Origin of the sequence: Terribium retamae (assembly GCF_022347545.1) — a bacterium.
GTDB lineage: Bacteria > Pseudomonadota > Alphaproteobacteria > Rhizobiales > Rhizobiaceae > Mesorhizobium > Mesorhizobium retamae.
Map to the genome: position 1 here is coordinate 632,478 of NZ_JAKREW010000001.1, position 12,974 is coordinate 645,451.

12 protein-coding genes are annotated in these 12,974 nt (G+C 60.6%); 5 read left to right on the forward strand and 7 right to left on the reverse strand.

The annotated features are described in order from the left end of the window. The first annotated feature begins 11 nt into the window (after positions 1-11). From fumC to L4923_RS03015, 3 genes are all read left to right on the forward strand, one after another. Entirely contained in the window at positions 12-1,409 is a 1,398-nt protein-coding gene (fumC, locus tag L4923_RS03005; RefSeq protein ID WP_239361932.1) for a class II fumarate hydratase, read from the forward strand. 124 nt (positions 1,410-1,533) lie between these two features. Then, entirely contained in the window at positions 1,534-1,953 is a 420-nt protein-coding gene (locus L4923_RS03010) for a DoxX family protein (RefSeq protein ID WP_239361933.1), read from the forward strand. 120 nt (positions 1,954-2,073) lie between these two features. Further along, entirely contained in the window at positions 2,074-2,475 is a 402-nt protein-coding gene (locus L4923_RS03015) for a DoxX family protein (RefSeq protein WP_239361934.1), read from the forward strand. A gap of 5 nt (positions 2,476-2,480) precedes the next feature. On the opposite strand, the gene ppx is transcribed toward L4923_RS03015, so the two are convergent. Beyond that, complete coding sequence (ppx, locus tag L4923_RS03020; RefSeq protein ID WP_239361935.1) at positions 2,481-4,016, reverse strand: exopolyphosphatase; 1,536 nt, start codon at positions 4,014-4,016, stop codon at positions 2,481-2,483. Further along, positions 4,013-6,208: an RNA degradosome polyphosphate kinase gene (locus L4923_RS03025; RefSeq protein ID WP_239361936.1), complete on the reverse strand. Its 2,196-nt coding sequence runs from the start codon at positions 6,206-6,208 to the stop codon at positions 4,013-4,015. The genes ppx and L4923_RS03025 overlap by 4 nt, the downstream gene beginning before the upstream one ends. Positions 6,209-6,353: 145 nt before the next feature. Here L4923_RS03025 and L4923_RS03030 point away from each other — a divergent pair, with 145 nt between their 5' ends. Together L4923_RS03030 and L4923_RS03035 are read left to right on the forward strand one after the other, a co-directional pair. Next, positions 6,354-6,599 (forward strand): zinc-finger domain-containing protein, encoded by a 246-nt coding sequence (locus L4923_RS03030; RefSeq protein ID WP_239361937.1) that lies wholly within the window; start codon positions 6,354-6,356, stop codon positions 6,597-6,599. Positions 6,600-6,624: 25 nt separating this feature from the next. Next, the gene (locus tag L4923_RS03035) at positions 6,625-7,857 is read left to right on the forward strand and encodes an FAD-dependent monooxygenase (RefSeq protein WP_239361938.1); all 1,233 of its coding nucleotides are present in this window, start codon (positions 6,625-6,627) and stop codon (positions 7,855-7,857) included. Between the two features lie 13 nt (positions 7,858-7,870). On the opposite strand, the gene L4923_RS03040 is transcribed toward L4923_RS03035, so the two are convergent. The 5 genes from L4923_RS03040 to L4923_RS03060 form a co-directional block, all read right to left on the reverse strand. Continuing rightward, positions 7,871-8,563, reverse strand: a complete 693-nt coding sequence (locus tag L4923_RS03040) for a TIGR02117 family protein (RefSeq protein ID WP_239361939.1) — start codon at positions 8,561-8,563, stop codon at positions 7,871-7,873. Between the two features lie 100 nt (positions 8,564-8,663). Continuing rightward, complete coding sequence (locus L4923_RS03045) at positions 8,664-9,467, reverse strand: amino acid ABC transporter ATP-binding protein (RefSeq protein WP_275448199.1); 804 nt, start codon at positions 9,465-9,467, stop codon at positions 8,664-8,666. A 42-nt stretch (positions 9,468-9,509) separates the two neighbouring features. After that, a complete protein-coding gene (locus L4923_RS03050) occupies positions 9,510-10,667 on the reverse strand; it encodes an amino acid ABC transporter permease (protein WP_239361941.1) in 1,158 nt (385 codons plus the stop codon). Positions 10,668-10,671: 4 nt separating this feature from the next. Next, positions 10,672-11,859 carry an amino acid ABC transporter permease gene (locus tag L4923_RS03055; RefSeq protein WP_239361943.1) on the reverse strand — a complete coding sequence of 396 codons (1,188 nt, stop codon included), beginning with the start codon at positions 11,857-11,859 and terminating at the stop codon, positions 10,672-10,674. Between the two features lie 62 nt (positions 11,860-11,921). Then, the gene (locus tag L4923_RS03060; protein WP_239361944.1) at positions 11,922-12,953 is read right to left on the reverse strand and encodes an amino acid ABC transporter substrate-binding protein; all 1,032 of its coding nucleotides are present in this window, start codon (positions 12,951-12,953) and stop codon (positions 11,922-11,924) included. Between the last annotated feature and the right edge of the window lie 21 nt (positions 12,954-12,974).

Sequence of the window (12,974 nt, forward strand, 5' to 3'; positions counted from 1 at the left end):
GGAGTGAGGCCGTGAGCGCTGAGAAGACCAGAACCGAAACCGATACGTTCGGCCCGATCGAGGTGGCCAACGATCGTTACTGGGGTGCACAGGCGCAGCGTTCGCTCGGCAATTTCAAGATCGGCTGGGAAAAGCAGCCGCTTTCCGTGGTTCGCGCGCTCGGTATCGTCAAGCGCGCCGCTGCGGAAGCCAACATGGAGCTCGGTAGGCTCGACCCGGCACTCGGCAAGACCATCATTCAGGCTGCACAGGAAGTGATCGACGGCAAGCTGAACGACCATTTCCCGCTCGTCGTCTGGCAGACGGGCTCGGGCACGCAGTCCAACATGAACGCCAATGAGGTTATCTCCAACCGGGCGATCGAATTGCTCGGCGGCACCATGGGCTCCAAGAAGCCGGTGCATCCGAACGACCACGTCAATATGAGCCAGTCGTCCAACGACACTTATCCGACGGCCATGCACATCGCTTGCGCCGAGCGCATCGTGCATGATCTGCTGCCGGCTCTGAAACATCTGCATGCCGCACTCGAAGCCAAGGCGAAGGCCTTCGACCACATCGTCAAGATCGGTCGCACGCACACGCAGGACGCCACCCCCCTTACGCTCGGTCAGGAGTTCGGCGGCTACGCCGCTCAGGTGGCATCCTCGATCAAGCGCATCGAACTGACGCTGCCTGGACTGCAGGAACTGGCGCAAGGCGGCACAGCGGTCGGCACCGGCCTCAACGCTCCGATCGGTTTCGCCGAGAAAGTCGCGGAAAACATTGCCAAGATAACCGGCATCGCCTTCACCTCGGCACCGAACAAGTTCGAGGCGCTCGCAGCGCACGATTCCATGGTGTTCTCGCATGGCGCCATCAACGCGACGGCTGCCGCTCTGTTCAAGATCGCCAACGACATCCGTTTCCTCGGCTCGGGCCCGCGCTCGGGTCTCGGCGAGCTTTCGCTGCCGGAAAATGAGCCAGGCTCCTCGATCATGCCCGGAAAGGTCAACCCGACCCAGTGCGAGGCACTGACCCAGGTGTGCGTGCAGGTGTTCGGCAACAATGCCGCTCTCACCTTTGCCGGCAGCCAGGGTCATTTCGAGCTTAACGTCTACAACCCGCTGATGGCCTACAATTTCCTGCAGTCAGTCCAGTTGTTGTCCGACGCGGCAGTCTCCTTCACCGACAATTGTGTCGTCGGCATCGAAGCCCGTGAAGACAACATCAAGGCGGCTCTGGAGCGCTCGCTGATGCTGGTCACCGCTCTGGCGCCGACGATCGGTTACGACAATGCAGCCAAGATCGCCAAGACCGCGCACAAGAACGGCACGACACTGCGCGAAGAAGCCGTTGGCGGCGGTTATGTCAGCGACGCCGACTTCGATCGTCTGGTCAAGCCGGAAGACATGACGCACCCGGGATGAGACCGGTGACGTGATCAACCTGTGAACGATGTGTTGCCGGACAATCGTATTTAGTGAACGCTGAAACTGCGTTACCTTCATTGTGTTGCGCTCCCCGGGGGGGCGCTTGCCATTGGAGGGTACATTGTCCGTCAACTCATCCGCCGGTTACGGCGCTAGCTCGAATGCTTCCGGTGTCATTCTCGCCAGTCGCATTCTCCTGTCGATTCTCTTCATCCTTGCCGGCTACGCAAAGCTGACCGACCTTGCCGGCACCGCTGGCTTCTTCGGTAGCGTTGGCCTGCCGGTCCCGTCCGTTACCGCCATCGTGGTCGGCCTGGTCGAACTCCTCGGTGGTCTGGCTATCCTGATCGGTTTCCAGACGCGCATCGCCGCGATCGTGCTGGCCGTTTTCGTTCTGGGTGCCACGGCAGTCGCACATCTCGATTTCTCGCAGCCCCTGAATCCGCTGATGCTGCAGAAGAACCTCGGCATCACCGGCGGCTTGCTGCTGCTCGCACTGGTTGGCGCCGGTGCCTACTCGATCGACGGCCGTCGCGGCTGATCGATCTGGCTGACAAGAGACCAAGGCGCGGATGAACTCCGCGCCTTTTTCGTTTCTGGCGTGGATGCTCGGGCCAATATACTCTGCATTGGACGGGAGTTTTTGGATGCGTGGCGTTCAATGCCGGTAAATCTTTTGCTGCTCCTGGCTCGGCTCCTGCTGGCGGCTCTGTTCGTGCCGGCTGGCATCCAGACGCTTGGCGACATCAGCGGCGCCACCGGCTACTTCGCAGGCCTGGGCCTGCCTTTGCCCCATCTTTCCGCATGGACTGTCGGCCTGTTCGAACTGATCGCCGGGCTTGCCGTTCTGGTCGGCTTCCAGACCCGGATCGCCGCCCTCCTGCTCGCTGCATTTTGCCTCGTCGCGGGCTATCTTGGTCACTATGGTCAAGGCGCCGCCGATCCGGCGCTCGCTTTCCTTCACAGGCAGATGCTGATGAAGGACATCGCTATCGCGGGTGGTTTCATCGCCCTGGCAGCAGCCGGTGCAGGGGCGTTATCCATCGACGGCTGGCGACGCTGAAGCCATCACTTGGCTCCGACGCTTGGGCCTCCATCCACGGAGAGGAACAGGCGGCGATTGGTGATCTTGGCCAGTTGCGCCAGCCGTCCGGCCGGGCGCTCGCCGTAAAGACCGGCGAGATCCGCGGGAATAACCAGCGCCAATGCGCCGTTACCCCGACTTTCCCAGCGCAGACGAGGCATAACCCCCGGCATGGACGCGGTGAGCAAATAGACAACCCGCATCATCGCCGAAAGGATACGCGCCCGTTCCAGATAGCGCGGCGTCGCCAGTGCCTTGATCTCCGGCGCGATGTTCTCATTGAACACGCCATCGTGGCGATAGGCATTCGCCAGCGCCAGAAACGCGCGGCCGGGATGATCGACGCCGATGAAGGAGGCATGCGCGATGATGTTGAGCGACTGTCGTCCGCGATATTCGGGATGCGCTCGCCAGCCGATATCGGCCAGCAGGCAGGCTGCCCGGCGATAACGCGCCTCGTCGGGCGTCTCATCGATCCCGAACGCTTCGAACGACTTCCCGGTCCAGTCAACCAGTTCATGCGCATGGGTGACCGAGCGTGAGCGCAGCCGCGCCAGTTCCTCGGCAGCCGAGATCAGCGGGTCAGCCTTGCGCTCGATCTCGTCCAATAGAGAATATAGATAGCCTTCGCGCACGCCGATCGCCGAAACCACGATCTTCGACGGCTGCATGACATTGAGGATTTCCTGCAGCACCACGGCGCCATAGGGAAGCAACGACCGGCGGGCCTTCGATACGCCCTCGATGCCCTTCACCTTTTCGACATCGCCTTTTGCGACCTGCTTGAGAAAGGTTGAAGCGCTTTCGGTGCCAATCTCGTAATGGTGCATGACACCGAGCGGATAGTTGTTCATCTCCATATGAAGACGCGCCAGATTTCGCCAGGTGCCGCCGACTGCATAGAAAGCCCTGCCCTGCCCGCCCTTGAGCGGCTTTGCCTTGGCCAATTGCGTTTTGGCGATACGAGTGGCTTGCGCCAGCGAATTCTTGGCCATGTCCTGCAGGCGCAGACCGCCGAGCGGCAGCGTGATGCCGTCCCCGATGGCCTCGCCGTTGATGTCGACCAGCTCCAAGCTGCCACCACCCAAGTCGCCTGCGATACCGTTGGCAGGATGAAAGCCGGAAATGACGCCGAGCGCCGAATAATAAGCTTCCTGGCGCCCGCTCAGTACGTGGACTTCAGTGCCCAGAACCTGCTCCGCGCGATGGATGAAATCCGGGCCGTTGATGGCCTCGCGTGCGGCGGCGGTGGCCAGCACATACATGCGTTCCGCACCGGCCTGTTCCGACAGCGCCCGGAAACGGCGGAATTCCTCCATCGAGCGCGTAACGGCTTCGGGATCCAGCTTGCCGGTGGAAACGATGCCCCGGCCAAGACCGGCCAGCATCTTCTCGTTGAACAGCACCGTTGGAGAACGTGCCAGCCCCTCGTAAATGACAAGGCGGATCGAGTTCGAACCAATATCGATGATCGACAGTGGGCGACGATCCTGCAGCCGCCCCTGGGAAGCGGCCATCATCCGGCCAGGTCTTTCTTGCGACGCTTGAACTGAGCAATGCGTTTGGGCGCATGGGATTTCAAAGCGTCACCCCGTCCAGACAGGCTCGGATTGGTCATGAAATATTCCTGCGCGTTGAACGGCTCTTCACCCTCGTCAGGCACAAGCCGCCGCGAGGTACCATCGGCCAATACTTCGAAACTTTGCTGGTTGTCCATGATGTTGCCCAGCATGATCTGGCCAAGAATCTGTTCATGCACAGTCGGATTGGTGATCGGCACCATGCACTCGACGCGACGGTCGAGATTGCGCGGCATCAGGTCGGCCGATGAGATGTAGACGATGGCTTCGTCCGACGGCAGTCCGTGTCCCTTGCCAAAGCAGTAGATTCGACTGTGCTCCAGGAAACGGCCGACGATCGACTTCACGCGGATGTTTTCGGAAAGCCCAGGAACCTGCGGCCTCAAACAACAAATGCCGCGCACGACAAGATCGATTTCGACCCCGGCACGGCTGGCATCGTAGAGCGCATCGATGATTGTCGGGTCCACCAGCGCGTTCATCTTCATCCAGATGCGCGCTGGCTTGCCGTTGCGTGCGTGTTCGATTTCTTCCTTGATGTGATCGAGGATGCGGCTTCGCAGCGTATAGGGCGACAATGCGAGACGCATCTCGCCGGTCGGCTCGGCATAGCCGGTGATGAAATTGAAGATCTGCGCCACGTCGCGGGCGATGCGGGCGTCGGTGGTGAAGAAGGAGAGATCCGTATAGATGCGCGCCGTGATGGGATGATAGTTGCCGGTGCCGAGATGCACGTAGTTGCGCAACCGGCCATCTTCGCGCCGCACCACCAACGACATCTTGGCGTGGGTCTTCAATTCCAGGAAACCGAACACGACCTGGACCCCTGCACGCTCGAGATCGCGGGCCCAGCGGATGTTGGCTTCCTCGTCGAAACGCGCCTTCAGTTCGACCAGCGCAGTCACCGACTTTCCGGCTTCCGCGGCATCGGCCAGTGCGCGCACGATCGGGCTGTCATTGGAGGTGCGATAAAGCGTCTGCTTGATCGCCACGACTTCCGGATCAGCCGCAGCCTGACGCAGGAACTGCACCACCACGTCGAATGATTCGTACGGATGGTGGACGACAATGTCCTTCTCGCGGATGGCCGCGAAACAGTCGCCGCCATGCTCGCGGATGCGTTCCGGAAAGCGCGGATTGTAGGGCACGAATTTCAGGTCGTCGCGCGCGACGGAGACAATTTCGGAAATCTGGCTGAGTGCCAGCGGACCGGTCAAAACGCTGATGCGGCTCGACGAAACGCCCAGTTCGCCGGCGACGAACTCACGCAGTTCCCCAGGCATCGAATTGTCGAACTCGATACGGATCACCGAACCGCGGCGGCGGCGCTTCAACGCCGTCTCGAAGAGCCGTACGAGATCTTCGGACTCCTCTTCGACCTCGATATCGCTGTCGCGAATGATGCGGAACGTGCCGGAACCGGTAACTTCATAGCCCGGGAAGAGCTTGCCGATATAGAGGCCGACCACCGCCTCAAGCGGAATGAAGCGCACATGGCCCTTGCGATCCGGCAGGCGAATGTAGCGTTTTAGAGCTTGCGGCAGGCGCAGAAGCGCGCTCATCGTTTCGCCGTTCTTGCGATGCCTGAGCTGCAGCGCAATTGAAAAACCGAGATTGGGAATGAATGGAAACGGGTGTGCCGGGTCGATCGACAGCGGCGTCAACACCGGGAAGACCTGTTCCTGGAAATGCTCTTCCAGCCAGGCGCGCTCATCCTTGCTCAACGCATCGCCGGCGATGGTTTCGATTCCTTCCTTGTTGAGCAGCGCCATGAGCGCCGACAGGCTCTTCTGCTGGTCCTCCTGCAGGCGTTCCACTTCGCGCAGCAGCTGCTCGAGCTGCTGTTCCGGTGTGCGGCCGTCCGGGCTTTTCAGAGCGATGCCTTCGCGCACCTGGCCCGCAAGGCCGGCAACGCGCACCATGAAGAACTCGTCCAGATTGGCGGCGGAAATCGACAGGAAACGGACCCGTTCGAGCAGCGGATGGTTCGCGTTGAGCGATTCCTCCAGCACTCGACGATTGAATTGCAGCCAGGAAAACTCGCGATTGACGAACCGGTCGGGGTTGCCACCATCGACACCTGCCGTTTCGATATTGATGAAGTCGGCCTGGACCGGCTTGAGCTCGTTCATATTCGCCTTTCTCTCCAGCGAGTCACACCGGTTAACCGGCTCAATTTATCCTGTGACAGGGTTTTGCGACAGTTTCATTTCATCGAACTTGCAAAGAACACAGTTATGCTTCAAACGCATGTCGTACGCGCTGAAGGAGACTATGATGGCCGGCGGTTCCATTCCCCATTTCCAGAACGATGCGGGCCACCCGGTGATCGAGATCGGCGTACGCGAATTTATGTGTGTCGGCGCCAACCCGCCCTTCGATCATCCCCATGTTTTCCTCGACCTCGGCAGCGACGACGAGAAGGTCTGCCCTTATTGCTCGACCCTCTATCGCTATTCGGCGAAGCTGAAAGCGACCGAAACCGTTCCGGCTGGCTGCCTCTACGTCGACCGCGCCGCCTGAGCTTTCTTGTCACCCGGCGATGACGATGGATGCGCGATCCCGCCCGGTCGTGATCGCGGGCGGCGGTATTGCCGGACTGACGGCAGCACTCGCCTTTGCCCAGCGTGGTTTCGCCGTCGAGGTGTACGAACAGGCAGCTCGCCTCGAAACCGTGGGCGCCGGCATCCAGCTTTCACCCAATGCGACGCACGTCCTGGCGGAACTGGGCGTGCTGGACCGGCTCTTACCGAGGGCAGTCAAGCCCGAAGCCGTCGTGTTGAAGGACGCGTCGAGCTTGAGGGAGCGCGCGCGCATACCGCTCGGTGCCCTTGCCGAACAGCGCTGGCGAGCACCTTATCTCACGGCCCATCGCGCCGACGTGCAGGCGGCCCTGCTGGCGCAAGTGGCTGCAAGCGCGGGCATTCGGCTCGTTACCGGCGCGACGCTTAAAGATGTCAGCATCAGCGGAAAAAGCATTCTCAGCGCCTTCGATCATGATGGCACCGAAATCCAGCCTGACGGCTCGCTCTTGGTCGGTGCCGATGGTGTTTGGTCCAAGGTAAGACAGTTGCCCGGCCTTGCCGGCAAGAGCCGTTTCACCGGCGAACTCGCCTGGCGTGTCACCGTTGCCGCAGACAGTCCGGCAGGCAGGACCTTTGCCTCCGCAGGCGCAGCGGGCTGCGTCACCGCTTTCCTGCATTCCGGTTTTCATCTCATTGCCTATCCGGTCAGCGCAGGTGAGGCCATCAATCTTGTCGCGTTTACAGCGGGCGAGCGTATCGCCGAGGACTGGTCCGGCCATGCCGATCCGGCGATCCTGACTGGAGCGCTCAAGGGTGCCGCTCCTGCCTTGGCGAAGCTGATTGCCGAGGCGGGAACCTGGTTGGCCTGGCCTCTGCATGCCGTTGACCAGAAATCGGCATGGACACTACCACAAGGCGTCGCTTTAATCGGCGATGCGGCACATGCCATGACACCTTTTGCGGCACAGGGCGCAGGCATGGCGATTGAAGACGCCGCCACTCTCGCTGCCTGCATTGCCATGGGTTCGGCTGACATCGCCCATGCGTTGACGAATTGGGAACACCAGCGCAAACCGCGCATTGCCAAGGTCGCGCGGCGCGGCGCGCTCAACCATCTTGCCTGGCATGCTTCCGGTCCACTGGCCTTGGGGCGCAACCTCGTTCTGGCGCTGCGTCCGCCGCAACGCCTCGCCGGCGATCTCGACTGGCTTTATGGCTGGCGAGCGCCGAATACGGGCGCTGCACGCCAAGTCTGACAAACGCGCCTTACTATGGTGAGAGAATACTCTCATCGCGATTGTAGAGTTGCATCGACAAGTTCAGCGACCAGGGCAGCGGATTCCACCAACCCGTCCTGAGGCCGGCTACCCGCAGAGCTCTGGCCGTCCACGTGTTGCAGCCGACAAGTGCGTTGAAAGCGCCCTCTGCTTCGTAGAAGCCATCGCTGACGCCGTAGCCGGCACCCGGGATGAATTTTGGTCGGTCCGCGTTGCGAGTGAAGCTCAGGGCGATGAAGTCGAGCAACGCTGTAAACCCCGCTTCGCTGACATCGTAGCCGGCAACAGCTGGATCCGACTCGGGGATAGAGCCCGCGACATCGACATGCATTGCAGCAGCGTCCACGGTGAGTGCCTTGAACACCGGTGCCGCCTTCAGTTGCGACCAGGTCGGCGTTTCCAGGTAGAACGCCCGACCGCCCCAGCCGAAGACCAGGTAGCGCACCCCTTCCCCGTTTGCCGGAATACCGTCTTCAACGAGGAACCGGAAACGCTCCAGGATCGCGGTATCGACCGGAATGGCGATGTCTGTATGGATCGGGTTGCTGATCACATAGATGCGATGCGTCACCGCGCCTTCACCGCGACCTGCCGACCAAAGGGGGCGTGGAATAAGCGTACCCAGTACGGCAATCACAGCAATCAGAGCCAGGATACGGAGACTGAAGCGAAAGGCTCGTCTCATCTCGGCACCTCGCGAAAGCCTTTCGGCGTGGGACAGCTTTGATCCAGCCAAGCAAAAGGCCCCGTCTTGTAACGAGGCCTTTTAGGTTATCGCAGCGCGATCAGTGCAGGATCTGGCTGAGGAAGAGCTTGGTACGCTCGTGGCGCGGGTGATCGAAGAACTCGACCGGCGTGTTCTCCTCCACGATCTGACCCTGATCCATGAAGATCACCCGGTTGGCGACCTTGCGCGCAAAACCCATCTCGTGCGTCACGCACAACATCGTCATGCCTTCCTCGGCAAGACCGACCATCGTTTCCAGAACTTCCTTGATCATTTCCGGATCGAGTGCCGAGGTCGGTTCATCAAACAGCATGATGCGCGGGTTCATGCACAGCGAACGCGCGATCGCCACGCGCTGCTGCTGGCCGCCTGACAGCTGGCCCGGATATTTGTGTGCCTGTTCGGGGATCTTGACCCGCTTGAGGAAATGCATGGCGGTCTCCTCCGCCTGCTTCTTCGGGATCTTGCGCACCCAGATCGGCGCCAGCGTGCAGTTCTCCAGAATGGTCAGATGCGGGAACAGATTGAAGTGCTGGAACACCATGCCGACCTCACGGCGCACCTCGTCGATCTTCTTCAGATCGTTGGTGAGCTCCTTGCCGTCGACGATGATCTTGCCCTTCTGATGTTCTTCCAGCCGATTGATGCAGCGGATCATGGTCGACTTGCCCGAGCCGGAAGGCCCGCAAATGACGATGCGCTCGCCGCGCATCACCTTCAGATTGATGTCCTTCAGCACATGGAACTCGCCATACCATTTGTGCATGCCGACGATTTCGATCGCCACGTCGGTGTCCGACACATGCATCTTCTTGGTGTTGACGCTCAGCTCTTCCGCGCCGACTGCATTTTCTGTGGCCATAAGCCGATTTCCCCTTGGTTGATTCTGGCGCTGACTTGGCCGTCAGCGCTTGTGGCCGGTGTCTAGCCGGCGTTCCATGAACATAGAATAACGGGACATGCCGAAGCAGAACAGCCAGAATACCACCGCCGCGAAAATAAGCCCCGACGCAGGTGTCTGCGGCGATGCCCATGAAGCATCGGAAAAATTCTGGCGCACGATCGCCAGCAGGTCGAACATCGAAATGATGTAGACGAGGCTGGTGTCCTTGAACATGCCGATGAAGGTGTTGACGATGCCGGGAATGACCAGCTTCAGCGCCTGCGGCAGCACGATGAAATACATCTTCTGCCAGTAGCTCAGCCCCAATGAATCGGCGCCCTCGTACTGTCCCTTCGGGATGGCTTGCAAACCGCCGCGCACCACTTCCGCCATATAGGCCGCGGCAAACAGCGAGACGCCGATCAGTGCGCGCAGGAACTTGTCGAAAGTGACGCCCGCGGGCAGGAACAGCGGCAGCATCACGCTCGCCATGAACAACACTGTGATCAGTGGGATGCCGCGTATCGTCTCGATGAAGACGATGCAGATTGTCTTGACCACCGGCATCCTCGAACGCCTGCCAAGTGCCAGCAGGATGCCGAGCGGCAGCGAGACAACGATGCCGACAAAGGACAGCGTCAGCGTCACCAGCAAGCCACCCCACAGCGGCGTCTCGACATGCGGCAGGCCGAACATGCCGCCCACCAGCAGGATGAAGGCGACGATCGGCAGCACCAGGAAGAACAGCACAGCATTGAGCCCCTTGTGGGGAACACGCGGGATCAGCAACGGCGCAAGCAGGGCCACGAACAGGATACCGACCAGGATCGGCCGCCAACGCTCTTCCAGCGGGTAGCGCCCGAACATGAACTGGCCGAACTTGGCGTTGACGAAAGCCCAACAGGCGCCGGACCAACCGTCAGGCTGGATGCCGCCTTGCGCTATCGTCGCGCAGACCGTGCGGTCAGGACCTGTCCACACCGCCTGGACGAACGCCCAGTCGATGATCGGTGGCAGGATCAGGGCGACCAGTACCAGCCCCAGCAGGGTCAGGATGGTGTCACCAACCGAGGCAAAAAGGTTCTTGCGAACCCAGGCAACCAGCCCTCGCTCTCCGGCAGGCGCAGGCATTGCCTGCGCCATCTCGGTACGGACCCAGGAAAGATCAGTCTGTGTCATGATCTTACCTTTCCACCAATGCCATCTTGGCGTTGACGACGTTCATAATGGCCGACGTCAACAGACTGAGACCGAGATAGACCGCCATCATGATCATGATGGGTTCAATCGCCTGGCCGGTTTGGTTGAGCACGGTTCCGGCGATGGCAGTCAGATCGGGATAGCCGATCGCGATGGCCAGCGACGAGTTCTTGGTCAGGTTGAGATATTGGCTGGTTAGCGGTGGAATGACGATGCGCATCGCCTGAGGGACGACGACGAGGCGAAGAATCGGCCCTGAGCGCAATCCAAGCGCTCCGGCAGCTTCTGTCTGTCCCCTGCTAACGCCGCGAATGCCGGCCCGCACGATCTCGGCGATAAAGGATGCGGTATAAAAGGAGAGCGCCAGGTAAAGCGACAGGAATTCCGGCTTGACCTGGAAGCCACCCGTCAGATTGAAAGTGGATTTCTTCGGCAGGTCGAAGGAAAGCGGAAAACCGCTGGCAACATACGCAAGCAGCGGCAGGCCGACGATCAAAGCCACCGATGTCCAGAACACCGGAAACTGCTGGCCTGTTGCCATCTGCCGCTGGCGGGCCTTGCGCGCCACGAACCATGACATGGCGATGCCGAGCACGAAAGCGAGCAGGATCAGCCATGCACCCTCGCCCCAGACCGCGCGCGGGAAATAAAAACCCCGGCTGTTCAGGTAGGATCCGAAAGGCAACTCGATGCTGTCGCGCGGCAACGGCAGCACCGACAGCACGCCGAAATACCAGAAGAAGATGACCAGCAGCGGCGGGATGTTGCGGAACACCTCGACATAGATCGTGCAAATCTTGCGGATCAGCCAGTTGTTGGAAAGCCGGCCGATACCGACCATGAAACCGATGATGGTTGCCGTTATAATGCCGGCAAGGGCCACGATCGCCGTATTCAGCAAGCCGACGAGGATGGCGCGGCCATATGTGTTATCCGACGAATAAGCGATGGCGCTGTCGGCGATGTCGAAGCCGGCGCGTCCCTTGAGGAAGGCGAAACCGGACGCGATGCGCAAGCGCTGAAGGTTGTCGATGGTGTTGTCGACGATCCACCAGATGAGCAGGATCAACGCCAGGGCGGCGACGACCTGGATGAAGATGCTGCGGACCCTCGGGTCATTGATCAAGGAGCCGCGAGCGGGCTCCTCGCGAAGAACTTCCTGCGATGCCATGGGTCAATCCCCTGAATGAGAAACCGGGAGGCGGCGTACCGCCTCCCGGGCGATGTTCTCGATCAGCGGATCGGCGGAGCGTATTGCAGGCCGCCCTTCGTCCAGAGGCCGTTGAGGCCGCGCGCAATCTTGAGCGGGCTGCCGGCGCCGACATTGCGCTCGAACATTTCGCCGTAATTGCCGACGGCCTTCACGATGTTGACGACCCAGTCGTTGGAAACACCGAGATCGGTGCCGAGCTTGGTATCGGCTTCCTGGCCGAGCACGCGCTTCACTTCGGGACCACCCGAAGCCTTAAGCTCGTCGACATTGGCCTGTGTGATGCCGAGTTCTTCCGCCTGCAGAAGCGCGAAATAGGTCCACTTCACAATGTGGTACCACTGGTCGTCACCCTGGCGCACGGCCGGGCCGAGCGGCTCCTTGGAGATGATTTCCGGAAGTACGACATGGTCGCCCGGCGACGACAGCGTCAAACGGATACCATAGAGACCTGATTGATCGGTCGTGTAGGCGTCGCAGCGGCCGGAATCATAGGCCGCGTTGGCTTCCTCGACCTTCTCGAAGACGACCGGATTGTACTCCATCTTGTTCGCCTTGAAATAGTCGGCGAGGTTGAGCTCGGTGGTCGTGCCCGATTGCACGCAGACCGCAGCGCCCGAAAGCTGGAGTGCCGAATTCACGCCCGGCAGTTTTTTGGCGTTCACCATGAAGCCCTGACCGTCATAATAGGTGACGCCGGCGAAGTTCAGGCCGAGCGCGGTGTCGCGGTTGATCGTCCAGGTTGTGTTGCGCGACAGAAGGTCGATCTCGCCCGACTGCAGAGCCGTGAAACGTTCCTTGGCCGACAGCGGCGTGAACTTCACCTTGGTGCCGTCACCGAATACGGCCGCTGCAACCGCGCGGCAGAAATCGGCGTCCAGCCCCTTCCATTCGCCCTTGTCATCCGGCGAGGAGAAGCCCGAGAGACCGGTATTGACGCCACATTGGATAAATCCCTTCGCCTTTACGGCCTCCAAAGTGCTTGCGGCCGAAGCAGCGGACGCCATCAGACCCATCGTCGTCGCCGCCAGAATGCCGATTGCAATGTGTTTCATAACCCTCAGACCCTTTTCGGT